The sequence below is a fragment of the Actinomycetospora rhizophila genome (assembly GCF_042657905.1).
GTDB classification, from domain to species: Bacteria; Actinomycetota; Actinomycetes; order Mycobacteriales; family Pseudonocardiaceae; genus Actinomycetospora; species Actinomycetospora rhizophila.
This window is the reverse complement of sequence record NZ_JBHSKG010000022.1, coordinates 61,752-87,342: the sequence shown is the minus strand read 5'-3', so window position 1 is coordinate 87,342 and position 25,591 is coordinate 61,752. Positions and strand designations below refer to the sequence as shown.

24 protein-coding genes are annotated in these 25,591 nt (G+C 75.5%); 17 read left to right on the top strand and 7 right to left on the bottom strand.

Annotated features, from left to right (window positions below; translation table 11 throughout):
* The first annotated feature begins 16 nt into the window (after positions 1-16).
* The gene (locus ACFPK1_RS28990) at positions 17-715 is read left to right on the top strand and encodes a response regulator transcription factor (RefSeq protein WP_378024416.1); all 699 of its coding nucleotides are present in this window, start codon (positions 17-19) and stop codon (positions 713-715) included.
* Here the strand turns inward: ACFPK1_RS28990 and ACFPK1_RS28985 are convergent.
* Positions 688-2,418, bottom strand: coding sequence for a sensor histidine kinase (locus ACFPK1_RS28985; protein WP_378024415.1), 1,731 nt, complete (start codon positions 2,416-2,418; stop codon positions 688-690). The two genes, ACFPK1_RS28990 and ACFPK1_RS28985, sit on opposite strands and share 28 nt — an antisense overlap.
* A gap of 495 nt (positions 2,419-2,913) precedes the next feature.
* On the opposite strand from ACFPK1_RS28985, the gene ACFPK1_RS28980 reads away from it, so the two are divergent.
* On the top strand, positions 2,914-6,717 hold the full coding sequence (locus ACFPK1_RS28980; protein WP_378024414.1) for a glycosyltransferase: 3,804 nt from the start codon (positions 2,914-2,916) through the stop codon (positions 6,715-6,717).
* Between the two features lie 3 nt (positions 6,718-6,720).
* Here ACFPK1_RS28980 and ACFPK1_RS28975 read toward each other — a convergent pair whose 3' ends face one another.
* From ACFPK1_RS28975 to ACFPK1_RS28965, 3 genes are read right to left on the bottom strand one after another with little or no spacing between them, the layout of a single operon-like run.
* The gene (locus ACFPK1_RS28975; RefSeq protein WP_378024413.1) at positions 6,721-7,074 is read right to left on the bottom strand and encodes an iron chaperone; all 354 of its coding nucleotides are present in this window, start codon (positions 7,072-7,074) and stop codon (positions 6,721-6,723) included.
* 18 nt (positions 7,075-7,092) lie between these two features.
* The gene (locus ACFPK1_RS28970; protein WP_378024412.1) at positions 7,093-7,293 is read right to left on the bottom strand and encodes a hypothetical protein; all 201 of its coding nucleotides are present in this window, start codon (positions 7,291-7,293) and stop codon (positions 7,093-7,095) included.
* A gap of 24 nt (positions 7,294-7,317) precedes the next feature.
* Positions 7,318-8,229, bottom strand: a complete 912-nt coding sequence (locus tag ACFPK1_RS28965) for a 1,4-dihydroxy-2-naphthoyl-CoA synthase (protein WP_378024411.1) — start codon at positions 8,227-8,229, stop codon at positions 7,318-7,320.
* A 277-nt stretch (positions 8,230-8,506) separates the two neighbouring features.
* On the opposite strand from ACFPK1_RS28965, the gene ACFPK1_RS28960 reads away from it, so the two are divergent.
* The gene (locus tag ACFPK1_RS28960; protein WP_378024410.1) at positions 8,507-8,836 is read left to right on the top strand and encodes a TfoX/Sxy family protein; all 330 of its coding nucleotides are present in this window, start codon (positions 8,507-8,509) and stop codon (positions 8,834-8,836) included.
* 16 nt (positions 8,837-8,852) lie between these two features.
* Here the strand turns inward: ACFPK1_RS28960 and ACFPK1_RS28955 are convergent, their stop codons facing one another.
* A complete protein-coding gene (locus ACFPK1_RS28955) occupies positions 8,853-10,010 on the bottom strand; it encodes an FAD-dependent monooxygenase (RefSeq protein ID WP_378024409.1) in 1,158 nt (385 codons plus the stop codon).
* 80 nt (positions 10,011-10,090) lie between these two features.
* Entirely contained in the window at positions 10,091-11,191 is a 1,101-nt protein-coding gene (gene menE / locus ACFPK1_RS28950; RefSeq protein ID WP_378024442.1) for an o-succinylbenzoate--CoA ligase, read from the bottom strand.
* A gap of 28 nt (positions 11,192-11,219) precedes the next feature.
* On the opposite strand from menE, the gene ACFPK1_RS28945 reads away from it, so the two are divergent.
* The 10 genes from ACFPK1_RS28945 (at position 11,220) to ACFPK1_RS28900 (ending at position 20,136) form a co-directional block, all read left to right on the top strand.
* Complete coding sequence (locus tag ACFPK1_RS28945) at positions 11,220-12,161, top strand: o-succinylbenzoate synthase (RefSeq protein WP_378024408.1); 942 nt, start codon at positions 11,220-11,222, stop codon at positions 12,159-12,161.
* Positions 12,158-12,610, top strand: coding sequence for a cyanase (cynS, locus tag ACFPK1_RS28940; RefSeq protein WP_274279902.1), 453 nt, complete (start codon positions 12,158-12,160; stop codon positions 12,608-12,610). The genes ACFPK1_RS28945 and cynS overlap by 4 nt, the downstream gene beginning before the upstream one ends.
* A gap of 160 nt (positions 12,611-12,770) precedes the next feature.
* Positions 12,771-13,592 carry a TIGR02569 family protein gene (locus ACFPK1_RS28935; RefSeq protein WP_378024441.1) on the top strand — a complete coding sequence of 274 codons (822 nt, stop codon included), beginning with the start codon at positions 12,771-12,773 and terminating at the stop codon, positions 13,590-13,592.
* Positions 13,593-13,680: 88 nt separating this feature from the next.
* The gene (locus ACFPK1_RS28930; RefSeq protein WP_378024407.1) at positions 13,681-15,033 is read left to right on the top strand and encodes a nitrate/nitrite transporter; all 1,353 of its coding nucleotides are present in this window, start codon (positions 13,681-13,683) and stop codon (positions 15,031-15,033) included.
* A 3-nt stretch (positions 15,034-15,036) separates the two neighbouring features.
* The gene (gene nirB, locus ACFPK1_RS28925) at positions 15,037-17,619 is read left to right on the top strand and encodes a nitrite reductase large subunit NirB (RefSeq protein ID WP_378024406.1); all 2,583 of its coding nucleotides are present in this window, start codon (positions 15,037-15,039) and stop codon (positions 17,617-17,619) included.
* Positions 17,616-17,957, top strand: coding sequence for a nitrite reductase small subunit NirD (gene nirD, locus ACFPK1_RS28920; RefSeq protein WP_378024405.1), 342 nt, complete (start codon positions 17,616-17,618; stop codon positions 17,955-17,957). Before nirB ends, nirD begins: the two co-directional genes overlap by 4 nt.
* Positions 17,954-18,781 carry a uroporphyrinogen-III synthase gene (locus ACFPK1_RS28915; RefSeq protein WP_378024404.1) on the top strand — a complete coding sequence of 276 codons (828 nt, stop codon included), beginning with the start codon at positions 17,954-17,956 and terminating at the stop codon, positions 18,779-18,781. Before nirD ends, ACFPK1_RS28915 begins: the two co-directional genes overlap by 4 nt.
* Positions 18,778-19,452, top strand: a complete 675-nt coding sequence (locus ACFPK1_RS28910; RefSeq protein WP_378024403.1) for a sirohydrochlorin chelatase — start codon at positions 18,778-18,780, stop codon at positions 19,450-19,452. Before ACFPK1_RS28915 ends, ACFPK1_RS28910 begins: the two co-directional genes overlap by 4 nt.
* The gene (locus ACFPK1_RS28905; protein WP_378024402.1) at positions 19,449-19,823 is read left to right on the top strand and encodes a hypothetical protein; all 375 of its coding nucleotides are present in this window, start codon (positions 19,449-19,451) and stop codon (positions 19,821-19,823) included. The genes ACFPK1_RS28910 and ACFPK1_RS28905 overlap by 4 nt, the downstream gene beginning before the upstream one ends.
* A gap of 49 nt (positions 19,824-19,872) precedes the next feature.
* A complete protein-coding gene (locus ACFPK1_RS28900; RefSeq protein WP_378024401.1) occupies positions 19,873-20,136 on the top strand; it encodes a hypothetical protein in 264 nt (87 codons plus the stop codon).
* A gap of 76 nt (positions 20,137-20,212) precedes the next feature.
* Here the strand turns inward: ACFPK1_RS28900 and ACFPK1_RS28895 are convergent, their stop codons facing one another.
* Positions 20,213-21,184: a hypothetical protein gene (locus tag ACFPK1_RS28895; RefSeq protein WP_378024400.1), complete on the bottom strand. Its 972-nt coding sequence runs from the start codon at positions 21,182-21,184 to the stop codon at positions 20,213-20,215.
* Positions 21,185-21,530: 346 nt separating this feature from the next.
* Between ACFPK1_RS28895 and ACFPK1_RS28890 the strand changes: the two genes are divergently transcribed.
* The 4 genes from ACFPK1_RS28890 to ACFPK1_RS28875 all read left to right on the top strand — a co-directional run bounded on the left by ACFPK1_RS28890 (position 21,531) and on the right by ACFPK1_RS28875 (position 25,585).
* Complete coding sequence (locus ACFPK1_RS28890) at positions 21,531-22,049, top strand: MSMEG_0572/Sll0783 family nitrogen starvation response protein (RefSeq protein ID WP_133827362.1); 519 nt, start codon at positions 21,531-21,533, stop codon at positions 22,047-22,049.
* Positions 22,050-22,122: 73 nt separating this feature from the next.
* Positions 22,123-23,220, top strand: a complete 1,098-nt coding sequence (locus tag ACFPK1_RS28885; RefSeq protein ID WP_378024399.1) for an MSMEG_0568 family radical SAM protein — start codon at positions 22,123-22,125, stop codon at positions 23,218-23,220.
* Positions 23,190-24,704, top strand: a complete 1,515-nt coding sequence (locus ACFPK1_RS28880; protein WP_378024398.1) for an MSMEG_0567/sll0787 family protein — start codon at positions 23,190-23,192, stop codon at positions 24,702-24,704. The genes ACFPK1_RS28885 and ACFPK1_RS28880 overlap by 31 nt, the downstream gene beginning before the upstream one ends.
* Positions 24,701-25,585 carry a carbon-nitrogen hydrolase family protein gene (locus tag ACFPK1_RS28875; RefSeq protein ID WP_378024397.1) on the top strand — a complete coding sequence of 295 codons (885 nt, stop codon included), beginning with the start codon at positions 24,701-24,703 and terminating at the stop codon, positions 25,583-25,585. The genes ACFPK1_RS28880 and ACFPK1_RS28875 overlap by 4 nt, the downstream gene beginning before the upstream one ends.
* The last annotated feature ends 6 nt before the right edge of the window (positions 25,586-25,591 follow it).

Here is a 25,591-nt window from a genome sequence, read left to right as displayed (position 1 = left end):
GGAAAGGGCCCGCAGCGTGAAGGTGGTGCTGGTCGAGGACAGCGACGCCGTGCGCGGCGCGCTGGGCACGGCGCTGCGCGCGGCCGGCTACCGCGTCGTGCCCGTCGGCACGGGGGCCGAGGCCCTCGAGGCGGTGACGGGTCCCGACGCGGACGCCGACCCGCCCGACATCGTGCTGCTCGACCTCGGGCTGCCCGACCTCGACGGCGTCGAGGTGTGCCGGCGGCTGCGGGCCCGCTCGACGGTGCCGATCATCGCGGTCACCGCGCGGGGCCACCAGCAGGCCCGGGTGCTGGGCCTGCGCAGCGGCGCGGACGACTACGTCGTCAAGCCCTTCGCGATCGACGAGCTGACCGCGCGCATCGAGGCGGTCCTGCGCCGCAGCGCCGGGCACGTCGTCGCCCCGGTGGTGGAGGTGGGCCCGCTGCGCATCGACCTGTCCCGGCGGGTCGTCGAGGTGTCCGGGCGCGAGGTGAGCCTGCGGCGCAAGGAGTTCGACCTGCTCGCGGCCCTGGCCCGCCGCGACGGCGCCGTCGTGTCGCGCGCCGACCTGCTCGACGACGTCTGGGGGCTCGCCCCCGACGACCCCGGGCTCGAGGCCGGCCTGCACTCGCTCGAGGTCCACGTCGCCGCCCTGCGCAGCAAGCTCGACGCCCCCGGCGCGGTGGTCACCGTGCGCGGGGTCGGCTACCGGTTGGCGGCCGGGGAGCGCTGAGACGGCTCGCCGGAATCCGCCGGTCGCGGCACCAGCGGGAGCGTCACCGTGAACACGGTCCCGCGGCCCTCCTCGCCGGGCACGACCTCGACGCGCCCGCCGCGCCGGTCGACGACCCGGCGCACCAGCGCCAGCCCCAGCCCCCGCTCGCCCGACCCGCGCGCCTTCGTCGACCAGCCCGCCGCGAACGCCGCGTCGGGGTCGGCGAGCCCGGGGCCGTCGTCGGCGACCCGGATGACCTCGGAGCCCCCGACGGCCCGCACGTCGAGCTCGACCACCCCGCCCGTCCCCGCGTGCGCGCTCTCCAGGGCGGCGTCGAGGGCGTTGTCGACGAGGTTGCCGACGACCGTGACCCGGTCGGTCGAGGCCTGGTCGTCGCCGGCCTCGGCCGCCGAGAGCGTCGTCTGCTCGCCGACGCGCAGCTCGAGGCCCCGGTCGCGCGCGTCGGCGGCCTTGTCGAGCACGAGGGCGGCGAGCGCGGGATCGGCGAGCCGGTCGCGGAGCTCGTCGTCGCTGCTCGCGAGCAGGTCGCGGCTCCAGCGCTGGGCCAGCTCGCGGGCGTCGTCCTGGGCGCCGAGCTCGATGAGCGTGGACACCGCCTGCAGGTGGTTGGCGTGCTCGTGGGCGGCGAAGCGCAGCGCGCGGGTCACCGAGCGGGCGTCGTCGAGCTCGCGCGTCATCGCCTCGAGCTCGGTGCGGTCGCGCAGGGTCAGGACGATGTCGGGCGCCATGTCGTCGGGTCGAGCTCCCCTATCGGCGTGCTGTCTTGATCGCTCCGTCTCCCGCCCGGCCAGCTCCGTCCTGTTCAGCAGCAGCAGGCGCTCGCCGACGAGCATCGTCTCGTCGGTGACGGGGGAGCGGTCGGCGAGGCGCTCGCGCAGGGCCGGGTCGACGCCGAGCTCGTCGAGCGTGGGACCGGCGGCGCGGGAGGGCTCCAGGGCGGTCGGCAGGCCGAGCAGGCGCGCCGCCTCGGCGTTGAGCACGACGACCCGCCCGGTGTCGGCGTCGAGCACGAGCAGTCCCTCGCGCATCGCGGCCATCACGGCCTCGTGGTGGCGGTGCAGCGCGGTGATCTCGCGCGGCTCGAGGCCCAGGGTGTCCCGCTTGACGCGGTTGGCGGCGACCATCGCGAGCCCCACCCCGAGCGCGATCGCCACGGCGGCGGCGAGCGCGAGGATGCCCAGCTCGCGGGCGATGCGGTCGGCCACCTGCACGCGCAGCTGCCCGACGGCCACCATCCCGACCACGCCGCCGTCGGCGCCCCGCACCGGCACGATCGCCCGCACCGAGAGGCCCAGCGTGCCCGGGAACGTCTCGACCAGCGTCTCGCCGGCGGACGCGGGCAGGAAGGTGCCCTGGTAGGTCTCGCCGATCCGCGCCGGCTCGGGGTGGCTCAGCCGGGTGCCCGACGGGTCCATCACGGTCACGAACGAGACGCCGGTGCCCGCGCGCGTGGTCTCGGCGGCCGGCTGGACGCGGGCGACGTCGCGGGCGGCCACCGCGTCCGCCAGCCCCGGTGACGACGCGAGCGCCACGGCCACCGCGACCATCTTGTCGGCGGCGTCGCGCTCGATGGTCTCCCGCGTGCTCCAGGCGCTGACCCCGCCCGCGATCACCGCCGCGAGCACGACCGTCGCGATCTCCAGCGCGAGCAGGCGGCGCACCAACGACGAGCCGCGGCGGCCGCCCCGAGGAGAGCTCACCCGCGCACCGTCGCGTCCCGGCCCCCGCGGCGCAAGCGGGTCCCCGCTCCCCGTCGCGGAGAGCGACGACCGTGGACCGGGCCGGGACGATCACGCTCCGCCACCGCCGGACGACCGCCGCGCGGACCGACCACGGGTCTCCGACGGCCCCGCGACGGCGTGTCGCGGGGCGGTGGGCGGAGCGCCCGGCGGCCCCGTCCGGGGTCGCGTCCGTGATCCTGGACGCCCTGCTCGGGGCCGGTGCGCGGCCCGCGGCACCGAGAGCGCCGGGACGAATAGGACGCCCGGGGACGAGGGGGTACGGACCCGGCGCAACGGGGGGTCGGTGAGTACCCACGCCGCGTGACCGGGCGAGCCCCGGAGATATCGTCTGACACACGACGAGGTGACGACCAGGACACGGTCGCGCCGCCGTGGGTGGGGAGGGGGCAACGCACGGTGACGACGAGGGGCACGCGGACGCGCCGGTCGACGCGACGCTGGGGCATCTGGACGATGACCGCCGTCCTCGCCGTCATGGTGCTGACGGTGCTCACGGTGTCGGGTCTGGTGAACGCCGGCATCGGCAACGACGCGCACGCCCGCGCCCCCGAGGGCCACGACGCGGTGCCGGCCGGCGTCAGTACCGGCGGCCCGATCATCGACGCCCGCGCCGACCCGGTGCGCTCGGCGCGGCTCCCGGAGCGCACGGTCGCGCTGACGTTCGACGACGGCCCCGACCCGGTGTGGACGCCCGCGATCCTCGAGGTGCTCGCGCGCCACCGCGTGCCCGGCACGTTCTTCGTCGTCGGCTCGATGGTCGCCCGCCACCCGGACATGGCGCAGCGGGTGGTCGCGGCGGGCTCCGAGATCGGCGTCCACACGTTCACCCACCCCGACCTCGCCGGCGTCACCGACTGGCGCCGCGACCGCGAGATCGCCGACACCGAGCTGGCCATCGCCGGCGCGACCGGCGTCTCCACCCACCTCGTGCGCCCGCCGTTCTCGTCCACCTCCGACGCCCTCGACGACCCGGGCTACGGCACCGTCGTCGCCGCCGGGCGCGCCGGGTACGTCACGGTGCTCACCGACGTCGACGGCGAGGACTGGCAGCGCCCGGGCGTCGACGCGATCGTGCGCAACGCGACGCCGCAGAACGGGGCCGGCGCGACGGTCCTGCTGCACGACGCGGGCGGCGACCGCGCCCAGACCGTCGCCGCGCTCGACAAGCTGATCCCGGTGCTGCAGGCGCAGGGCTACCGGTTCACGACGGTCAGCGACGCCGCGGGTCTCGGCCCCCACGGGCAGCCCGCGCCGCCGCGCGACCGGCTCGTCGGCCAGGCGCTGCTCGCGACCGTCGGCGTCGCCCAGGGCCTCGTGACCCTCATGCAGGTCGCGCTGATCGGCGTCGGCGGGCTGGTGATCCTGCGGCTGGTCGTCATGGTGGTCGTTGCCCGGCGGCACGCCCGCCGCCGGCAGGACCCGGGGTTCTCGTGGGGCGCGCCGGTCACCGACCCGGTGTCGGTGGTGGTCCCCGCCTACAACGAGGCCGAGAACATCGAGGCGACCGTCCGGTCGATCCTCGCGAACGACCACCCGCTCGAGGTGGTCGTCGTCGACGACGGGTCGACCGACGGCACCGCCGACCTGCTCGAGGACCTCGCCCTGCCGCGCGCGCGGGTGGTGCGGCAGGCCAACGCCGGCAAGTCCGCGGCGCTCAACCGCGGCGTCGCGGCCGCGAAGCACGACCTCATCGTCATGATCGACGGCGACACGATCTTCCAGCCGGACACCGTGGCGCAGCTGGTCGCGCCCTTCGCCGACCCGGCCACCGGCGCCGTCGCCGGCAACGTCAAGATCGCGAACCGCGACCGGCTGATCCCGCGGATGCAGCACCTGGAGTACGTGGTCGGCTTCAACGTCGACCGGCGCGTGCAGGACTCGTGGGGCTCGATCTCGACGATCCCGGGCGCGGCGGGCGCGTTCCGGCGCGAGGCGGTGCAGGAGGTCGGCGGGCTCTCGTCGGACACCCTCGCCGAGGACACCGACCTCACGATCGCCCTGGGCCGCGCGGGCTGGCGCGTCGTCTACAACGAGCACGCCCTGGCGTGGACCGAGGCGCCGGTGTCGGCCGGGCAGCTGTGGCGCCAGCGCTTCCGGTGGAGCTACGGCACGATGCAGGCGCTCTGGAAGCACCGCCGCGCCCTGCGCGAGCGCGGCGCGTCCGGGCGCATGGGCCGCCTCGGGCTCGCCCACATCGGCGTCTTCCACGTGGCCCTGCCGCTCGCCGCGCCGCTGGTGGACCTGCTGTTCGTCTACGGCCTGCTCTTCGGCGACCCCGCGGTGGCGCTGATGCTGTGGGGCTCGATGCTGCTGCTCCAGCTGATCGCGGGCGTGCTCGCGTTCCGGATGGACGGCGAGCCGCTCGGCCCCCTGTGGGCGCTGCCGGTGCAGCAGCTGATGTACCGCCAGCTCATGTACGTCGTGCTCGTCCAGGCCGTGACCAGCGCGCTGACCGGCGCCGGCGTGCGCTGGCAGAAGCTGCAGCGCGTCGGGGCGGTGGCCGAGCACCTCGACGCCCCGCAGGCCGCCGACGGGCGCTCGCGTCCCGCGGCCGACCGGCTGCCGGCGCCGGCGGTGACGCGCGGGCCGGCGCCGGACGACGCCCCCTCGTCCGAGGTGCCCGTCGCGACGGCCGCCGACAAGCCGAAGGGCGGCGGCCGCGAGCGCTGGCTCGACCTGCTGCGGGCGGTGGCGCTGCTGCGGGTCGTCACCTACCACGCGTTCGGCGGCGGCTGGATGAGCATGGTCTTCCCGTCGATGGGCGTGATGTTCGCGCTCGGCGGGTCGCTCATGGTCCAGTCGCTGCGCCGCGGCGAGGCCCTCGACGTCATCGGACACCGGCTGCGCCGCCTGCTGCCCCCGTTGTGGTTCTTCGGGCTGCTCGCCGTGCCGGTGATGCTCTGGCACGGGTGGGCGGCGCAGGACGCCGACGGCACGGTCGAGTCGCCGCTGGTGTGGTCGAACCTCCTGTACTGGCTCTTCCCGCTGATCGACCCGCCGGGCAGCGACTGGGGCGCCGACGCCGTCGTCGGCCTCTGGTACATCCGCGCCTACCTGTGGTTCGTGCTGCTCACCCCGCTGATGCTGTGGGCGTTCCGCCGCCGGCCGGCGGTGGCGCTGGCCGTCCCGCTGCTCGTCGTCGGCCTCGACGCCGTCCTCGGGTCCCCGCTGGGCGAGTGGGGCGCGATCGGCCCCGTGCTCGTCGACGGCGCGACGTTCGCGGCGTGCTGGATGCTCGGCTTCGCCCACCGCGACGGCACGCTGCGCCGCATCCCGGTGCTCGCGGCGTGGGGCGCGGCGGCCGTGCTCGTCGCGGGCGGCCTGCTCTGGGCGTTCAGCCATCCCGCCGGCGACGACGGCGTCGACCTCAACGACATCCCGTTCGCCCAGGCGCTGGTGTCGTTCGGCGCCGTGCTGCTGGTGCTGCGGCTGAACCCGCAGGTCGCGTGGCTCGAGCGGGTGCCGCTGCTCGGGCGGCTCGTGACCGTGGTCAACGCGCGGGCGATCACGATCTACCTCTGGCACAACGTGGCGATCGCGTTCGCCCCCTCGATCGGCGACGTGTTCGGCTGGGACTCCGAGGGCCAGCACTTCCTCATCGCCGTCTGGCTGATCATCGTGGCGGTGCTCGCGTTCGGCTGGGTCGAGGACCTCGCCGCGGGCCGCGCGCTCTCCCTGCTGCCCGACGGGCGCGGCAAGGCGCGGCCGGCGAAGCGGGCGGTCGAGGGACCCCGCCCGCCGGTGATCCCCACCGACGTCGAGAACGGCGAGACCTCGGCGCTGTCGCAGGGCTCGCTGCGTGCGCGCTTCGCCCGGCTGACCGGGGCGGCGCCGGTGCCCGGGCCGCACGCCGACCGCGTCGCGGCCGTGGTCCCGCCGCGGCCGCGACCGGGTGGGCCGCCGGCCGGGCGGCGTCCGGTGCCCAGCTCGCCCCCCACCGGGGTCCCGGTGCCCGGCACGGGCCGCTACACGCGCGTCCCCGTCGGCGCGGCGCCGGGACGTCCGGGCGGGCCCGTGACGGGGACGTGGGCCGGCGGGCCCGTCCCGGCCCCCGTGCCCGGGCCGGCGCCCATCCCGGCGCCGCCGCCCCCGCTGCCTTCGCCCGCGCCTGCGCGATCGGCACCCCGTCCCGGGAACGGGCGGCCGGTGCCCGCGGGGCCGACCGGGCACGTGCCCCGACGGGCGTCCGACGAGCCGGCGCCGTCCTCCGGCGACGGCCGCCCGCGTCCGCCCGGCCGCCACCACCGGGCCGACTGAGGATCACCCGCCGCGGGGCGCCGCGGTCTCCGTCAGCATCGTGCGCACGAGCTCGTGGTCGATCTGGTCGACGCGCCGGTACCGGATGCACGACCGGCCCACGTCCAGGTGCGCGAGCTCGTCGCGGTGCCGTTCGAGCACGTCGGGACGCTGGACGTAGAGCGAGAGGTACTGCTTCTGGCTCGCGAAGGACAGCTCCGGCTCCCCGTCGCGCACGTAGGTGGGCATGCCGTGGCGGATCTCCTCGGTGAACCCGGGCAGGAGGTCGAGGCAGTCCCGGCGGATCGTCCGCAGGGCCTCCTGACGGCCCGGGGCCGCGGCGGCGATGTAGGCGTCGACGTCCTCGTGCGCGGTCATGGGTGACGTCTCCTCCGGTCAGGCCGAGATGAGGGGCTTGTAGCCGAGCACCGAGGCCGCGCCGTCGAGGTAGGCGCGCCGGTGGTCCCGGGGCACCCAGTCCTCGACCGGGTGCACGGTCAGCATCCCGGCGCCGGCGATCCGCCAGTGGTACTCCTCGGCGCGCGCGAGCGACGCGTCCTGCTCGCCCTGCACGCGGGCCTGCTCCTCCTCGGTCATGCCCGGCACGGTGCCCGAAGGGGCTCAGTAGTACCAGGGGAAGGGGCTCCAGTCAGGGGCCCGCTTCTGCAGGAACGCGTCCTTGCCCTCGACGGCCTCGTCGGTCATGTACGCCAGCCGCGTCGTCTCGCCCGCGAACAGCTGCTGGCCGACCAGTCCGTCGTCGGGGAGGTTGAACGCGTACTTGAGCATCCGCTGCGCCTGCGGCGACTTCCCGAGAATCTCGCGCGCCCACTGGATCGCCGTCGTCTCCAGCTCGGCGTGGGGGACGGCCTCGTTCACCGCGCCCCTGTGGTGCATCTGCTCGGCGGTGTAGGTGCGGCCGAGGAAGAAGATCTCGCGGGCGAACTTCTGGCCGACCGCCCGCGCGAGGTACGCCGACCCGAACGCGGCGTCGAAGCTGCCGACGTCGGCGTCGGTCTGCTTGAAGCGGGCGTGCTCGGCGCTCGCCAGCGTCAGGTCGGCCACCGCGTGCAGCGAGTGCCCGCCGCCGGCCGCCCAGCCGTTGACCACGGCGATGACCACCTTCGGCATGAACCGGATCAGCCGCTGGCACTCGAGGATGTGCAGCCGCCCCGCGCGGCCCAACTCGGCGGCCGACACCTCGGTCTCCGACTCGGCGTACTGGTAGCCCGTGCGCCCGCGGATGCGCTGGTCGCCACCGGAGCAGAACGCGTGCCCGCCGTCCTTCGCCGACGGGCCGTTGCCGGTGAGGAGCACGACGCCGACGTCGGCGCTCGTGCGGGCGTGCTCGAGGGCGGAGGCGAGCTCGTCGACCGTGTGCGGCCGGAACGCGTTGCGGACCTCCGGGCGGTCGAACGCGATCCGCACGCAGCCGAGCTCGACGTGACGGTGGTAGGTGATGTCGGTGAAGTCGTGACCGGGCACCTCCTGCCACTGGGCCGGATCGAACAGCGGGGCGTCGGTGTCGACCATGGCCGCGAGCCTAGGAGCAGCGAGGTCGTGGGCGCGCTCACGTGGTGGTGGGCGGCCGCCTTCCTGGGCTCCCGGTTTCGAGCGAGGGCCACCTTCGATCGGATAGAGGGGCGAGGGGCGCCCCTCGCCGGAACAACGGTGTCGGCGAGTGGCACGTTCGGCATGATCATCAGGTTGATCGAGCTGCCGAAGGTGCCTCTCGCCCCGGGGGCCGGGTCCCGGCACCCGACGCGTTCGTGTCGCGGAGAACGTGCCCTCCCGCGCCATACTGCGTCGCGTGGCCTACGACGAGCAGCTGGCGGAGCGCCTGCGCGCGACCCTCGACGGCCAGGACGGCGTCAGCGAGAAGCGGATGTTCGGCGGGCTCGCGTTCCTGCTGCACGGCAACATGGCCGTCTGCGCCGGCAGCGGCGGTGCGCTGATGGTCCGCATCGACCCTGCGCGGGCCGAGACCCTGCTCGCGCACGAGGGCGTCGCGCCCATGGTCATGAAGGGTCGCCCCCTGAAGGGCTGGCTGCTCGTCGACCGCACCGTCCTCGACGACGCGAGCCTGCCGCGCTGGGTCGAGGAGGGCCTGTCCTACGCGGAGTCGCTCCCGGTCAAGTAGGAGCCGCCGGCCCCGGTCAGGACGGGCGGAGCCCCGCCGCCGCGGCCCGACCGGCCGCGGGGGCGTCGTAGCCGTAGACCCAGGACAGGTCCCCGTCCGCACCGCTGTCGCCCGCGGAGGTCAGGTCGCGGGCGCCGGAGAAGCGCTCGCCGTTGCGCCGCGACTGTCCCTGGATGCGGTCGGTGCGGGGGCGGCGGGTGGCCTCGTAGGTGGCGAGGCGCTCGGGCACGTCGCCGTCGGCCTCGCCGAGCAGGGCCGCGAGGACCGCGGCGTCCTCGATCGCCTGGTTGGCGCCCTGTCCCATGTGGGGCAGCATCGGGTGCGCGGCGTCGCCGAGCAGGACGACGCGGCCCCGCGACCAGGGCGCGAACGGGTCCCGGTCGGCGAGGTCGTAGCGGTACACCTCGCCGGCCCGCGCGAGGACGGCGGCGGCCTCGGGGTCCCAGCCCGCGTAGGCGACGCGCACCGTGTCCGGGTCGACGCGGAAGGACCACTCGTCGGCGCTCCCATCCGGCCGGGGCACGAACGCGGCGAAGTTCAGCGTCCCGTGGCGGTCGACGGGGTAGCTGAGCAGGTGGCGGTCGGCGCCCAGCCAGGCGTTCTGCCCGGTGGCCAGGCGCTCGGGCAGGCCGTGCCCGTCGACGAAGCCGCGCAGCGCCGAGATCCCCGAGGGACGCAGCGCCGGCGGGGTCACGACGGCCGCGGCCGACCGGGACCGGAGGCCGTCGGCGACGACGACCACGTCGGCCGTCGCGGTGGACCCGTCGGCGAAGCGGACGACGGGCCGGTCGCCGTCCCCGTCGACGTCCACGCCGACGCACTCCCGACCGTGGTGCACGACGCCCGGCCCGAGGCCGTCGAGGACGATGCGGACCAGGTCCGCCCGGCGCATCCCGAGCAGCCGGCCGGTGTCGTAGTGCGCGAGCTCGGCGCCGTCCGCGGCGAGCATCCGCATCGTGGGGATCGGCGCGCCGGTCCGGTCGAGGGCGGGCCCGAGTCCGAGCCCGGCCAGGACGCGGTGCCCGTTGGCGGCGAGCCCGAGGCCGGAGCCCACCGGCGGGACGCCGTCCCGCCGCTCGTACACGGCGACCTCGACGCCGCGCCGCACGAGCGCCAGGGCGACGGTGGCGCCCCCGATCCCGCCGCCGACCACGGCCACGCGCAGCCCCGTCACGGCGGGGTCGGGCCGTCGGTCGGCATCGCCAGGGGCCTCCGGGTCGGAGCGGGTTCCTCCGGACAGTAGCGAGCGATCGGTCAGGCGAGGAGGGCGCGCAGCGCCGCCCGGTCGGGCTTGCCGATCCCGCGCAGCGGCAGCGCGTCGAGCACCGCGACCTCCCGCGGCGCGGCGCGCCCGAGGCCGGGCGCGACCGCCGCCCGCAGCGCCGCCGCGTCGAGACCGTCACCGACCACCGCCGCGACCACCCGCGCGCCCCACTCGGGGTCGGGCACGCCGACCACGCAGGCCTCCCGGACGCCGGACTGGGCCAGCAGCGCCCGCTCGACGGTCGCCGGTGCGACCTTCTCGCCGCCGGTGACGATGACGTCGTCGGCCCGGCCGAGCACCTCGAGGCGTCCGTCGGCGCGCCAGGCGCCGAGGTCGTTGGTGCGGAACTCGCCCCCCTCGAAGGCGGTGTCCGCGACGGCCCCGCGGTAGCCGGCCGCCACCGTCGCCCCGCCGAGCCGGATGCGCCCGTCGTCCTCGAGCGTCACCGTGACCCCGTCGAGCGGGCGGCCGTCGTAGACGCAGCCGCCGCAGGTCTCGCTCATGCCGTAGGTGGTCACGATCGGCACCCACGCCGCGGTCGCCCGCTCGAGCAGCGCCGGCTCCGCCGCCGCGCCGCCGAGCAGCACCGCGGTGAACCCGCGCAGGGCGTCGAGCGCCGCGCCGCCGGCGTCGAGCAGGCGCCGCAGCTGGGTGGGGACGAGCGAGGTGTAGGCGCAGCCCTCGGCGGCCGCTGCGAAGGCGGCCGCGCGGAACCCCTCGCGCAGGTCCATCACCACCGCGGGCGATCCGGCGCGCGCCGAGCGCAGCAGCACCTGGAGCCCCGCGACGTGGTGCGCGGGCAGCGCGAGCAGCCAGCGTCCCGGCGGCCCGATCCGGGTCTGTGTCGCGTCGGCGGAGGCGGTCAGCGCCGCGGCCGGCAGCAGCACCGCCTTCGGGTCGCCGGTCGAGCCGGTGGTCGTGACCACCGCGGCGATGCCGTCGTCGACGGGCGCGAGGAGGCCGGGGGCCGGCGCGGGGTCGCCCGGTCCGGTCGGGAGGACGGCGGGCCCGCGCCCCTCGAGCGCGGCGAGGGCCGCGACGCCCAGCGCCGTCGCCGCCACGGGGCTCCCGTCGGTCGGGACCGGCTGCACGGTGCGCACCCGATCTAGGCTAGGTGCGATGAACGTGGTCGCGCTCCCGCTGCGCACCCGCTTCCGGGGCATCACCGTGCGCGAGCTCGCGCTCGTCGAGGGCCCCGCGGGCTGGGGTGAGTTCTGCCCGTTCCCCGAGTACGACGACGCCGAGTCGCTCGCGTGGTGGCGCTGCGCCCGCGAGGCCGCGCACGACGGGTGGCCCGCCCCGGTGCGCGACCGCGTCGAGGTCAACGTCACCGTCCCCGCCGTCGACCCGGTGCACGCGCACCGCATCGTCACCGACTCCGCCGCGCGGACCGCGAAGGTCAAGGTCGCCGAGAAGGGCCGGGACCCGCGCGAGGACCTCGCGCGCCTCGAGGCCGTCCGCGACGCCCTGGGGCCGACCGGGCGGGTGCGCGTCGACGCCAACGGCGGGTGGGACGTCGACGGCGCCGTCGCGACGATCGGCGCGCTCGAGCGGGCCGCCGGCGGGCTGGAGTACGTCGAGCAGCCGTGCGCCTCGGTCGAGGAGCTCGCCGCCGTCCGGCGCCGCGTCGACGTGCCGGTGGCCGCCGACGAGTCGATCCGCCGCGCCGACGACCCGCTGCGCGTCGTGCGCGCCGAGGCGGCCGACGTCGCGGTGCTCAAGGTGGCGCCGCTGGGCGGGGTCCGCGCGGCGCTGCGCATCGCCGAGGCGATCGGGCTGCCGTGCGTGGTGTCGTCGGCGGTCGAGAGCTCGGTCGGCCTGGCCGCGGGCCTCGCGCTCGCCGCGGCGCTGCCGGAGCTGCCGTTCGCCTGCGGGCTCGGCACCGCGGACCTGCTCGCCGCCGACGTCGTCGCCGCGCCGCTGCACCCCGTGGCCGGTCACCTCGACGTCCCGCGACACGCGCCGCGGCCCGACCCCGCGTTGCTCGCGCGTTACGGGGCGGACAACGCCACCCGCGACTGGTGGGCCGCCCGCCTCGCCCGGGTACAGGAGCTGGCATGAGCGACAAGGACGACCGCCTCGAGGCCGGCCGCGAGATCGTGCGCGCCAAGGAGGCGCACGGCGTGAGCTGGGCCGAGCTCGCGAAGGCCCTCGACCGGTCCCTGGTGTGGACCACGTCGGCCCTGCTCGGCCAGCAGCCGCTCGACGCCGAGCAGGCCGGGACCGTCGGCGCCCTGCTCGACCTCGACGAGGAGACCGTCGAGGCGCTGACGTTCCCGCCGGTGCGCGGTGACGCCGCCCTCGACCCCACCGAGCCGGTGACCTACCGCCTCCAGGAGGCCCTGCAGGTCTACGGGTCGAGCCTCCACGAGCTCATCCGCGAGGAGTTCGGCGACGGCATCATGAGCGCCATCGACTTCACGCTGGACTTCGAGCGCGTCGAGGACCCGAAGGGCGACCGCGTGAAGCTGACCTTCAACGGCAAGTTCCTGCCCTACAAGGTGTGGTGACACCTCGAGACACGCCGGTCGCGGGTGAGGGGGTCGCTCCCTGCGCGCGAGTAGCGTGCGCAGCGTGACCGCCGCGCCCGAGCAGAAGACGGCGCCCTCGCCCGATCCGTCGGCCGAGGACGCCGTGGCCGGCGCGGATCCGGCCGGTCCGGACCCCCGCCTGGAGCACGGTCCGCCCGAGCACGTCCGCACGGCGTTCGGCGTCCGCGAGTCGGTGCCGCGCCCGCGCCCCGACCTCCCCGGCCCCGCCTGGCGGTGCGACGGGCTCGTCCTGCGCCCGGTCGCGGACACCGTGCTCGCCGCGTGGTCGGCCGGCGCGATCGAGGAGCTCGCGACCATCGGCGTCGACGGCCTGCGCCTGGCACGGCCGGTGCGCGCCAGCGACGGACGCCGCGTGGTGGCGGGCTGGGCCGCGAGCCACGACGTCCCCGGCCGGGTCGAGCCGCGCCACGACGACGTCGTCGCCGCCTCGCTGCGGCTGCACCGTGCCACCGCCCGCCTCGAGCGTCCGCGCCTCGTCGACGACCGCGACGACCTGCTCGCCCGCGCCGACCGCGCCGCGTTCGGCGAGCGCGCCGTCGCGCTGGACCCCGAGACCGGCGGCACCCTGTTCACCGAGCTCGCGCGCCGTCGCCGGCCGCTGGAGCGCCCGTCGCAGCTCGTGCACGGCGACCTGTTCGGCACCGTGCTGTTCGACCCGTCCGACCCCGGCGCCCCGCCCGCGGTGCTCGACCTCGTGCCGTTCTGGCGCCCCGTCGAGTGGGCGGCCGCGGTCGTGGTGATCGACGCGCTGGCCTGGGGCGGGGCCGATCCCGGCATCCTCACGCGCTGGGCGCACCTCGCGGGGTGGCCGCAGATGCTGCTGCACGCGCTGCTCTTCCGCCTCGCCGTGCACGCGCAGCACCCGTCGTGCACCCGCGAGTCGCTCCAGGGCCTCGAGCACGCCTCCCGGCTCGTCGGCAGCCTGCTGCCCGCGTACTGACGCGGGGTGACGCGGCCCGCACCCGGGCTTCGCGTCGCCGCAACACAGGGTCATCGTGGCGTAACACGCGGTTCCTACCGTCCGCCGCGTGCGCGGACACTGGATCGACGACTGGCGGCCCGAGGACGAAGCGTTCTGGCAGAGCACCGGGAAGAGGATCGCGAACCGCAACCTGTGGTTCTCGGTCTTCTCCGAGCACATCGGGTTCTCGATCTGGACGCTGTTCTCGGTCCTCGTGCTGTTCATGGGGCCCGACTACGGCATCGACCCCGCCGGGAAGTTCCTGCTCGTCTCGGTGGCCACGTTCGTCGGCGCCGCGCTGCGCCTGCCCTACAGCCTCGCGGTCGCCGTGTTCGGCGGGCGGAACTGGACGCTGATCAGCGCCGCCCTGCTGCTGGTACCGACCGTCCTGCTCGCCGTCCTCATGGAGCCGGGGACGTCGTTCACGACGTTCGTCGTCCTCTCCGCGCTCGTCGGCGTCGGCGGCGGCAACTTCGCGTCGTCGATGACGAACATCAACGCCTTCTTCCCGGACCGGTCCAAGGGCGCCGCGCTCGGCATCAACGCCGGCGGCGGCAACCTGGGCGTGGCGGTCATCCAGCTCGTCGGCCTGCTGATCATCGCGACGGCGGGCCCGGACTCGCCCCGCCTCCTGCTCGCGGTCTACATCCCGCTGATCGTGCTGTCCCTGGTGGGCGCCGCCCTGTTCATGGACAACATCTCCTCGGTGCGCAACGACGCCGGCGCCCTCAAGGAGGCGGCGCGCGACGCCCAGACGTGGGTGATGTCGTTCCTCTACATCGGGACGTTCGGGTCGTTCATCGGCTACAGCTTCGCGTTCGGGCTCGTACTGCAGAACCAGTTCGGCCGCACGCCGCTGCAGGCCGCCGCGGTGACCTTCATCGGTCCGCTGCTCGGCTCGCTGATCCGCCCCGTCGGCGGGTGGCTCTCCGACCGCGTGGGCGGCGTCAAGGTCACGTTCTGGAACTTCGCGGCGATGGCCGTGGCCACCCTGATCTGCCTCGGTGCCTCGGGCATCGACTCGCTGGGCCTGTTCACCGTCGGTTTCGTCCTGCTGTTCATCACCTCGGGCATCGGCAACGGGTCGACCTACAAGATGATCCCGTCGATCTTCCGGACCAAGGCGCTGGCCGCGGGCGAGGAGCGCGGGTGGGGTCAGGACGAGGCGCTGCTGTGGGCCCGCCGCATCTCGGGGGCCGCGATCGGCATCACTGCGGCGATCGGCGCGTTCGGCGGCCTGCTCATCAACCTGGCGTTCCGGTCGTCGTTCCAGGCCACGCAGTCCGGGGCGCCGGCGTTCTGGGCGTTCCTCGCGTTCTACGCCGCGTGCATGGCGGTGACCTTCGTCGTCTACCTGCGGGGCGGCCGGGCCGCGACCGACCCCCGGACCGGCACCCGGCTGTCCTACGCGGAGGTGTGAGCCGTGCGCACCGTCGTCGTCGTCGGGCACGGGATGGTCGGCCACCGGTTCGTCGAGAGCCTGCGCCGCCGCGACCCCGACGGCCTCTTCCGGGTCGTGCTGCTGGCCGAGGAGTCGCGGCCCGCCTACGACCGGGTGGCGCTGTCGTCGTACCTCGCGTCGGCGTCGGAGGCCGACCTGGCCCTGGCCGACGAGGGGTTCCTCACCGACGACCTCGTCGACCTGCACCTCGACGACCGCGCCGTCACCGTCGACCGCACCGCGCGCGTCGTGACCACCGCGGGCGGGCGGCGGGTGCCCTACGACGAGCTCGTGCTGGCCACCGGGTCGGTGCCGTTCGTGCCGCCGGTGCCCGGGCGCGATCTCGATGACGTCTTCGTCTACCGGACCCTCGACGACCTCGACGCCCTGCGCGAGGCCGCCGGGCGGGCGACCGCCCGCGCGGGGGCCGGGCGGCGCGCCGGGGTGGTCGTCGGCGGCGGGCTGCTGGGGCTGGAGGCGGCCGACGCGCTGCGGAACCTCGGGCTCGTCCCGCACGTGGTCGAGATGGCGCCGCGGCTGATGCCCGCGCAGGTCGACGAGGGCGGGGGAGCGCTGCTGCGCCGGCTCGTCGGGGACCTCGGGCTGCGGGTGCACACCGGGGTGTCGACGTCGTCGATCAGCCGCGACCATCGCGGCGGGCTCACCGTCACGCTCTCCGACGGCACCGAGCTGGACGCCTCGGTCGTCGTGTTCTCGGCCGGGATCCGGCCCGCGGACCAGCTGGCGCGCGACATCGGGCTCCCCGTGGCCGAGCGGGGCGGGGTGCTGGTCGACGGCCGGTGCCGGACGCGGGACGAGCACGTGTGGGCGATCGGCGAGGTGGCCGCCGTCGAGGGGACGACCTACGGGCTGGTCGCGCCCGGGTACGCGATGGCCGAGGTCGTGGCCGACCGCCTGACCGGCGGGGACGCGCGGTTCACCGAGGCCGACCTGTCGACCAAGCTCAAGCTGCTCGGCGTCGACGTGGCGAGCTTCGGCGACGCGCACGGGTCGACGCCGGGAGCGCTCGAGGTGCGTCTCGACGACCCGGTCGCGGGCACCTACTCGAAGCTCGTCGTGACGGATGACGGCCGCACGCTGCTCGGCGGCGTCCTCGTCGGGGACGCGTCGGCCTACGAGACGCTGCGCGGATTCCTGGGCGAGACCCTGCCCGGCGACCCGATGGCGCTCATCGCGCCGACGTCCGAGGGCGTGGCCGGCGTCGGGATCGACGCCCTGCCCGACGGCGCACAGATCTGCTCGTGCAACGCGGTGACCAAGGGCGCGCTGGTCGAGGCGATCCGATCGGGTGAGGCGTCCACGGTGCCCGAGCTCAAGGCGTGCACGCGCGCCGGGACGACGTGCGGGTCGTGCGTGCCGACGCTGGGCAAGGTGCTCACGGCGTGCGGGGTCGAGGTCTCCACGGCGCTGTGCGAGCACTTCGAGCAGTCGCGTGCCGAGCTCTACGAGATCGTCATGGCGACGGGGCTGACGACGTTCTCCGCGATCGTCGAGTCCTTCGGGCGGGGCCGGGGCTGCGACGTCTGCAAGCCGGCGGTCGCGTCGATGCTGGCGACGCTGGCCGGCGGTCACGTCCTCGACGGCGAGCAGGCCACGCTGCAGGACACCAACGACCACTTCCTGGCGAACCTGCAGCGGAACGGCACCTACTCGGTGGTGCCACGGCTGCCCGGCGGCGAGGTCACCGGCGAGGGCCTCATCGTCATCGGGGAGATCGCCCGCGACTTCGGGCTGTACACGAAGATCACCGGCGGGCAGCGGATCGACATGTTCGGCGCGCGCGTCGAGCAGCTGCCCGCGATCTGGCGCCGGCTCGTCGACGCCGGGTTCGAGTCCGGGCACGCGTACGGCAAGTCCCTGCGCACGGTGAAGTCGTGCGTCGGGACCGACTGGTGCCGCTACGGCGTGCAGGACTCGGTGTCGCTCGCGGTGGCCCTCGAGCTGCGCTACCGGGGGCTGCGCTCGCCGCACAAGATCAAGAGCGGGGTGTCCGGCTGCGCGCGGGAGTGCGCGGAGGCGCGCTCGAAGGACTTCGGGGTGATCGCCACGGAGACCGGCTGGAACCTCTACGTCGGCGGCAACGGCGGCTTCACCCCGCGGCACGCGGAGCTGCTCGCCGCCGACCTCGACACCGCGACCCTGGTGCGCACGATCGACCGGTTCCTCATGTTCTACGTGCGCACCGCCGACCGGCTGCAGCGCACGGCGCCGTGGCTCGAGTCGCTCGAGGGCGGGCTCGACCACCTCCGCGCGGTGATCATGGAGGACTCGCTGGGCATCTGCGCCTCGCTCGACGAGCAGATGGCCCGGCACGTCGCCGACTACGCCGACGAGTGGGCGGCGGTGCTCGACGACCCGGAGAAGCTGGCGCGGTTCACGTCGTTCGTCAACGCGCCGGGCGCGCCCGACCCGAGCGTGGAGTTCGTCGACCACCGCGGCCACCGCGTCCCGGCCGGCATGAAGGGCGGCCAGCCGACGACGGTGACCGAGCTGGGCTTCGGGCCGCGGATCCCCGTCCGCGGCACGGCGGAGGTGGGCGTGTGACCGAGCTGGCCGACCGCACCTGGACCGCGGTGTGCCCGCTGGAGCGGATCCAGCGCGAGCGGCCCGTCGGCGCGCTGGTGGCGGGGGAGCCCGTCGCGATCGTGCGCACCCACGACGACCGGGTGTTCGCGCTGCACAACGTCGACCCGTTCTCGGGCGCGTCCGTGCTCGCGCGCGGGATCGTCGGCGACGTCGGGGGCCGGCCGGTGATCGCGTCGCCGGTGTTCAAGCAGCACTTCGCGCTCGAGGACGGCCGCTGTCTCGAGGACGCCGGGGTGGCCGTGGCGACCTATCCTGTGCGGGTGGTGGACGGCGTCGTACAGATCGGGCACTCGTGACCGCGCCCCTGACCGGGTGGCGGGTCGGGGTCACCGCCGACCGCCGCGCCGACGACCAGGTCGAGCTGCTGCGCCGCAAGGGCGCGCAGGTCGTGCACGGCCCGACGATGCGGATCGTGCCGCTGGAGGACGACGCGCAGCTCGCGGAGATCACGCGCGGGCTGCTCGCGGACCCGCCCGCCGTCGTCGTCGCCACCACCGGGCAGGGCTTCCGGGGGTGGCTCGAGGTGGCGGCGTCGTGGGGGCTGTCTTCTCGTCTGCACGAGGTCCTGGCCTCGGCGACGCTGCTCGCCCGCGGGCCCAAGGCACGCGGCGCGATCCGGGGCGCGGGGCTGCGCGAGGCGTGGTCGGCCGACGAGACCGAGTCGTCGCCGGAGGTGCTGGAGCATCTCCTGGCCGAGGGGGTCGACGGGGTGCGCGTCGCGGTGCAGCTGCACGGCGACCCGATGACCGAGTTCCTGGGGGCGCTGCGTGAGGCGGGCGCCGACGTCGTCACGGTGCCGGTGTACCGGTGGGAGCCGCCGCCGGACCTGCCCGCGGTCGACGCGCTGATCGACGCGATCGTGGCGCGCGAGGTCGACACCGTGACGTTCACCAGCGCGCCCTCGGTGGAGGGGCTGGTGCACCGGGCCTCCACGCGGGGGCTGCGCGAGGAGGTCCTGGCGGCGTTGCGCTCGGGCGAGGTCCTCGCGTGCTGCGTGGGGCCGGTGACCGCGGCGCCGCTCGAGCGCCTCGGCGTCGTCGGCATCGCGCCGGAGCGCTTCCGGCTGGGCGCGATGGTGAAGCGGCTGGAGGAGCACGCGCGCTCGCGGGCGGGGGCATGACGGCGCCGGCCCTCGTGCTGCTCGCGCACGGCACCGACGACGCGGCGGGGTGGGCGACGATCTCGCGTCTGCACGCCGCGGTGGGTCGCGCCCTGCCCGGGGTCGACGTGCGCCTGGGCTACGCCGGGGTCGTGGGGCCGTCGCTGGCCGACGTGCTCGCCGAGCTGCCGGGGCGCGTGGTGGTGGTGCCGGCGTTCCTGGCGTCGGGGTTCCACGTGCGCGTCGACGTCCCCGAGCAGCTCGCCGCGATCGGGCGCGACGACGTCGTCGTCGCCCAGCCCCTCGGACCCGACCCCGAACTGATCTCCGCGCTGCTCGACCGGCTCGCCGAGGCCGGGTCGCGGCCGGGCGACACGGTGGTGCTCGCCGCGGCGGGCTCGACCGACCCCACGGCGCAGGAGGACCTGCGGACCGCCGCCGCGCTGCTGACCGCGCGGGTGGGGCACGAGGTGCCGGTCGGCTACATCGCGGGCGGCGAGCCGCGGGTGGCGTCGGTGGTGGCGTCGACGGCCGCGCGCGGGCCCCGGGTCGTGCTCGCGACCTGGCTGCTGGCGCCGGGCGCGTTCCACCGCTGGCTCGCCGACGCCGGCGCGTCCGTCGTCGCCGAGCCGCTGGGTGACCACCCGGACGTCGTCGGCGTGGTCGTCGAGCGGTACCGGGCGGCGGCGTGAGCGTCCGGGTGAGCACGCGCGTCGGGCTCGCGGTGCACCTCTACGCCTCGGACGGGCGCTGGATCGCCTGGTACCGGCCGGGGCTGCCGTACCTGTGGAGCACGCGCGACCGCTGGATCGGCTGGTTCCCGTGGGCGGGGGAGCCGACCCCGGAGCCGCGCGACGACGTCCTCGACCCCGCGGACGTCTACCTCGGCACGGTCGTCGGTGACCGTCTGCTCGCGCGCGTCGTGCGGCGGCCGCGGTCGATCCCGGTGCGGGTCCCGGAACCCCAGCGTCCGGTCGGCCCGCCGGATGTGGTCCGGGGGCAGGCCGTGGCTCCCCCGATCGGATTTGTCGACATCGATGTAAGTCGACTGTTCGGCGACTGAGCGCCACCCCGGTGTTTACCCGGCGTCACGATGGGGTGATGCTGTCTCCATGCTCGCCCGCGTGATCGGCACGATCGTGATCATCCTTGTGCTGTTCGCGATCATCTCGAACCCCCAGCAGTCCGCCGCGACCACCCGCAACGGCGTGGAGACGCTCGGCGACGCGGGCTCCTCGATCACCGTGTTCCTGACGAACGTGGTCAACTCGATCGCGGTCAGCACGGGCTCGCGCCCGGCGGGGTCGACGTACACGACCACCACCCCCTACGGCGGTGTGGAAACGGGCGACGGCTCCACCCCGACCGTCCGCTGACCCACGGGGTGTGTCAGCGTGGCGGCCACGCTGACGTTGAACGTCAGGAAATCCCCCATCTCGGCACGGGGACGGCTCAGGTCGTCTGGGGAACGTCGTAGAGCACCCGCGGTTCGGGCAGCGCTGCGGCCACGGTGAGGCCGTCCAGCACGTCGCGGAGGACACCGTCCGGGTCGTCGCGTCGTTGCGACGGTCGGATGCTCACGAGGTGCAGGCCGACGGCCCGCAGCGCCCGCGCGCGCCGAGCCGTGGCCTCGACCTGCTCCGGTGTGGCGAAGTGGTGCTCGACCGAGTCGATCTCCAGGGCGAAGCCCACGTCCTCGACGAGGACGTCGACGACCCCCACGGAGGCGCCCGCCAGGTCGCGCACGCGGACGTTGAAGCGCGCCGGCGGCAGCTCGCGCTGGGCGAGCCACCACTCGCGAGCGTCGAACTCGGCCGCGGAGCGGACACCGTCCACCAGGGCCCGGAGCACCGCCCGCGGGGCCGCGCTGCCCTTGCGGCACCCGGCGTCGAGCTCCTCGAGGAGCTCCTCCGGCGTGACGAGACCCCGGCGCACGGGCTCGGCGAAGAGCTCGGCGATCGCGGTCGGGTCGGTCAGCAGCCGGGCCTCGTCGGTCAACGCGCGGGGCAACGGCGCCACGGCCAGTCCGTCGCGCTCGACGGGCCGGGGCATCCGCGACGTCCGCTCGATGTGGAAGCGTCCCCAGCTACGCACCTGGCGTGCGTGGGTGACGAGCAGGTGCACCGTGTCCGGCTCCGGACCGCTGCGCAGGCCGTGGAGGCGCAGTGCCGCGCGGCCGGTGATCATCGAGTGGTCGCCGGCGTGGAGCAGCCCGGCGATCATCGTCTGGCGCCGGGTCGGCTCGCCGTTGTGCAGCGCGATGATGCCCGGACCGAGGCGCTGCCACGGCTCGCCGTCGCGGCACCGGCGGTAGGCGGTCCCCTCGGGGACGCCGAGGAGCTCGAGCTCGCGCACGGCGATGACGCCCTCGCGACTGGCTGCCCACAACAGCTCGGGCGCGATCGCCCACTCACCCCTGCGCATGTCGCCACGGTGCGCGTTGTCGGCCCGGGAGCGTGAGCGGTCCCTGCCAACCCTGTGGACGCAGACGGGCGATGTGGACAACTCCTGCCGTCGTGAGCGGGGGGCTTTCCTGACGTTGAACGTCAGCGTGGCCGCCAGGCTGAGACAACCCCGTGCCTCGGTCACCGCGGCGAAACGTGGGGCGGAGGACGACCCGCCGTCGTAGTCACGAGGAAACAGTTCGGCAATCGGCGGTTGGTGTTCTGAGTCCCGGCACGAGGTCGGCGAGGACCCGCCGCCTCCGCTTCCCCCGGCCGTCGCGCCGGTCGCCGCGAACCCCCCAGCACACCACTCGAGGAGATCCAGCATGACGAGCACCGAGCTCTCCGACGTCGAGAAGAAGAGCCTCGAGGAGATCCCGCACCCCTCGCTGCCCGAGGGCTCGAGCATCTACGGCGGGACGAAGGTCTTCCCCGACCTGCAGGCCGAGAACGGCGAGTCCTACTTCACGCTCGTGCACGGCATCGCGCACGAGTCGTCGGTCAGCTTCGTCGCCGTCCTCCAGGCCACGCGCGCGCTGCGCAAGGGCTTCGAGTCGGCGATGTACTTCTACGGCCCCGGTTCGCTGAACTGCCTGGCCACGCGCGGATTCCCCACCACGGGCACGTCCGCCTTCCCCGGCGAGCACAACATCAACGACCAGCTCAAGACGTTCATGGGCGAGGGCGGCAAGGTCTACTGCTGCCGCTTCGGGCTGTCGCTGCACGGGGCGCGCGAGGAGGACCTCATCGAGGGTGTCATCCCGACCCACCCGCTCGACGTCCAGGACGCGCTCATCCACTACGCCCGCAAGGGCGCGATCATCAACTCGACCTACCAGCTCTGACGTGCCGCGGCCGGCGCGGGGCGACCCGCGCCGGGCCGTGTCCCTTCATGTCGAGAGCTCTGGAGGTCCGCACGTGTCGTCCGATCCCGGGCTGTCCGCCCGTTCCGAACTGGCCGTCCGCGGCGTCGCGGTCGACCTCGGCCCCTCCATCCCGCTGCGCCGTCCCGGTGGTGCCGGCCCGTCGGACGACGGCCACGTGCTCGTCGACGGCCTGAAGACCACCATCCCGATCAATCCGGCGAGCCCCTATCGGCTGCGTGACGGCCGGCTGGTCCGCACCGGTCCCGACGGCGGGGTCACCGACCTCGGCGTCGCCGTCGACACCGTCGCCCGCCCCGCGTTCTACGACCTCACCACCGCCGACGGCGTCCCGTACGAGAAGATCGCCCGCCTGCACGGCGACGACGTCCTCGCCACGACCGTCGTGCAGACCTGCGTCCGCTACGGCGAGCAGGACCGCTGCCGCTTCTGCGCCATCGAGCAGTCGGTGGACAGCGGCGCCACGACCGCGGTCAAGACCCCCGACCAGCTCGCCGAGGTCGCCGAGGCCGCCGTCCGGCTCGACGGCGTGCGGCAGATGGTGCTCACCACGGGCACCAGCAACGGCCGCGACCGCGGCGCCCGCCACCTCGCCCGCTGCGTCCGCGCGATCAAGGCCGCCGTGCCGGGCCTGCCGATCCAGGTGCAGTGCGAGCCGCCGGCCCCCGACGACCTGGCGGCGCTGCAAGAGCTGAAGGACGCCGGCGCCGACGCCGTCGGCATCCACGTCGAGTCCCTCGACGACGCCGTGCGCGCCCGCTGGATGCCGGGCAAGGCCACCGTCCCCCTGAGCCAGTACCGCTCGGCCTGGGACGAGAGCGTGCGCCTCTTCGGCCCGAACGCCGTGTCGACCTACCTCATCGTCGGCCTCGGCGAGGACCCCGACGAGCTCGTCGCCGGCGCCGCCGAGCTGGTCGACCGCGGCGTGTACCCCTTCGTCGTCCCCTACCGCCCGATCCCCGGCACGCTCGCCTTCGCCGACGGCGACCCCGCGCCCGATCCCGAGCTGCTCGCCGAGGTCACCGCGCGCGTCGCGAAGGTCCTGCAGGCCGCCGGCATGCGCGGCGCCGACCAGGCCGCCGGCTGCGCGGCGTGCGGCGCGTGCTCGGCGCTGTCGGCGGCGGGGGGCTGAGCGTCGTGTCGATCCTCGACGACTCTCTCGGGCTCGGTGCCGCCGACGAGATCCTCGGCGGCCGCGCACGCCGCCCCTCCCGCGACGTCACCATCGGCGAGGCGCCCGCCGCGGACGCGCGCCACCCCGACGTGATCGCCCACCGCACCCTGCGCCGCGCGGTGTTCGTCGACGAGCAGGGCCTGTTCCGGGACGACACCGCCGGTGACCTCGACGAGCACGACCACGACCCGCGCGCCGTCGTGCTCGTCGCCCGCGACGGTGCCGGCGAGGTGCTCGGCGGCGTCCGCCTCGCGCCCGTCGATCCGGACACCACGCGCCCTGATCTCGGCTGGTGGACGGGCAGCCGCCTCGTCGTCGCCGGGACCGCCCGCCGCCGCGCGGGCCTCCGGGTCGGCGCCGCCCTCGTGCGGGCGGCCTGCGCCCGCGCCGAGACCGCCGGCGTGCTGCGCTTCGAGGCCGACGTGCAGGCCGTCAACGAGACCCTGTTCCGCCGCCTCGGGTGGCGGCGCGTGCGGGACACCCCCGTCCGGGGCCGCCCGCACGTCCGCATGCGGTGGCCGGTCGGGCGCGTCGCCGACCTCGTCGCGGCGACCAAGGCCCCGCTCGGCGAGCTCGTCGCGGGGCTGGCCGGGTCGGGGGTGCACGTCGGCGACGACGGCGCGCCGGTGCCGGGCAGCGACCTCGTGGCCGCCTGCGACGCGATCCTGCCCGCGATGGTCGAGCGCGACCCGGAGTGGGCCGGGTGGTGCGGGGTGCTCGTCAACGTCAACGACCTCGCCGCCATGGGGGCCGCCCCGACCGCGCTGCTCGACGCCGTCGGCGCGCGCGACGCCTCGTTCGCCCACCGGGTGCTCACGGGCCTGCGCGCCGCCGCCGACGCCTACGGGGTGCCGGTGATCGGCGGCCACACCCAGCTCGAGGTGCCCGCCTCGCTCGCCGTCACGGCGCTGGGCCGCACGTCCATGCCGGTGCCCGCGAGCGGTGGGCGTCCCGGCATGGCCGTGCGCCTGACCGCCGACCTGCACGGCACCTGGCGCCCCGGCTACACGGGCCGGCAGTGGGACTCGACGTCCACGCGCACGCCCGCCGATCTGCGGGCGATGGTCGCGGCGATCGGCCCCGGCGCGGCACACCGGCCCGCGGCCGCCAAGGACGTCTCGATGGCCGGGGTCGTCGGCACGCTCGGGATGCTCGCCGAGGCGTCCGGCACCGGCGCGGTGCTCGACGTCGCCGCGGTGCCCCGGCCGGTCGGGGCCGCCGTCGCCGACTGGCTGACCTGCTTCCCCGGCTTCGCACTGCTCACCGCCGACGCGCCGGACGCCCCCGCCCCATCCGCGGGGCCGGCGACGAGCGCCGTCTGCGGCGAGCTCACCGCGACCGCCGGGGTGGCCCTGCGCTGGCCCGACGGTGAGCTGACCGAGGCCGTCGCCGGCGGCGTCACGGGACTGGGTGCGGCACCGACCGGAGGGACGAAGCCATGACCGTCAGGACGTTCGCGGCCGCTGCCGCGGGCTTCGGCCGCGACCTCGACGCGGGGTTCGCGACGATCGCGACGCTGCTCGGGCAGGCGCGGGCGGCGGGCGCCGACCTGCTCGCGCTGCCCGAGGCCGCACTCGGCGGGTACCTGTCGTCGCTGCACGACTCGGGTGGGGCGGGGGAACCGGGGGACGTGCCGCCGCAGCTCGAGGTCGACGGCCCCGAGGTCCGGCGGCTGGTCGAGCTGGCCGGCGACACCGTCGTCACCGCGGGCTTCTGCGAGCGCGGCGACGCCGCGTCGGGAGGGCGTCCGTACAACAGCTGCGTCGCGGTCACCGGTGACGGCGTGCTCGGGCACCACCGCAAGGTCCACCAGCCGCTCAACGAGGACGCCTCGTACGCCGCGGGCGATCGCTTCGCGGCGTTCGACACGCCGGTCGGCCGGCTCGGCATGATGATCTGCTACGACAAGGCGTTCCCCGAGGCGGCGCGGGCGCTGGCCGTCGACGGGGCGCGGGTGGTGGTGTGCATGTCGGCGTGGCCGGCGGCGCGCACCGACCCGGCGCCGGTGCTCGCGGACGACCGCTGGACGCGGCGCTTCGACCTCTTCGACCGCGCGCGGGCGCTGGAGAACCAGATCGTCTGGGTGTCGGCGAACCAGGCCGGGACGTTCGGCGACATGCGGCTGGTGGCCAGCGCGAAGATCGTCGACCCGGGCGGGGAGGTGCTCGACACCACGGGCACCGAGGCGGGGCTGGCCGTCGCGTCGGTCGACGTCGACGACGCCGTGGACGCCGCGCGGCGCTTCATGGGACATCTGCGGGACCGTCGCCCCGCGTCGTACTCGCTGCCGCGTCCCGTGCCCGCCGTGGCGCGGGCCGGCTAGGGGGCC

Bases quoted from the DNA above. Each gene is read 5' to 3' on its own strand.
- ACFPK1_RS28980 (WP_378024414.1), top strand. From the start codon at position 2,914: ATGACCGCCGTCCTCGCCGTCATGGTGCTGACGGTGCTCACGGTGTCG.
- ACFPK1_RS28910 (WP_378024403.1), top strand. From the start codon at position 18,778: ATGACGGCGCCGGCCCTCGTGCTGCTCGCGCACGGCACCGACGACGCG.
- ACFPK1_RS28945 (WP_378024408.1), top strand. From the start codon at position 11,220: ATGAACGTGGTCGCGCTCCCGCTGCGCACCCGCTTCCGGGGCATCACC.
- ACFPK1_RS28895 (WP_378024400.1), bottom strand. From the start codon at position 21,184: ATGCGCAGGGGTGAGTGGGCGATCGCGCCCGAGCTGTTGTGGGCAGCC.
- ACFPK1_RS28890 (WP_133827362.1), top strand. From the start codon at position 21,531: ATGACGAGCACCGAGCTCTCCGACGTCGAGAAGAAGAGCCTCGAGGAG.
- ACFPK1_RS28965 (WP_378024411.1), bottom strand. From the start codon at position 8,229: ATGGTCGACACCGACGCCCCGCTGTTCGATCCGGCCCAGTGGCAGGAG.
- cynS (WP_274279902.1), top strand. From the start codon at position 12,158: ATGAGCGACAAGGACGACCGCCTCGAGGCCGGCCGCGAGATCGTGCGC.
- ACFPK1_RS28900 (WP_378024401.1), top strand. From the start codon at position 19,873: ATGCTCGCCCGCGTGATCGGCACGATCGTGATCATCCTTGTGCTGTTC.
- ACFPK1_RS28970 (WP_378024412.1), bottom strand. From the start codon at position 7,293: ATGACCGAGGAGGAGCAGGCCCGCGTGCAGGGCGAGCAGGACGCGTCG.
- ACFPK1_RS28875 (WP_378024397.1), top strand. From the start codon at position 24,701: ATGACCGTCAGGACGTTCGCGGCCGCTGCCGCGGGCTTCGGCCGCGAC.
- ACFPK1_RS28975 (WP_378024413.1), bottom strand. From the start codon at position 7,074: ATGACCGCGCACGAGGACGTCGACGCCTACATCGCCGCCGCGGCCCCG.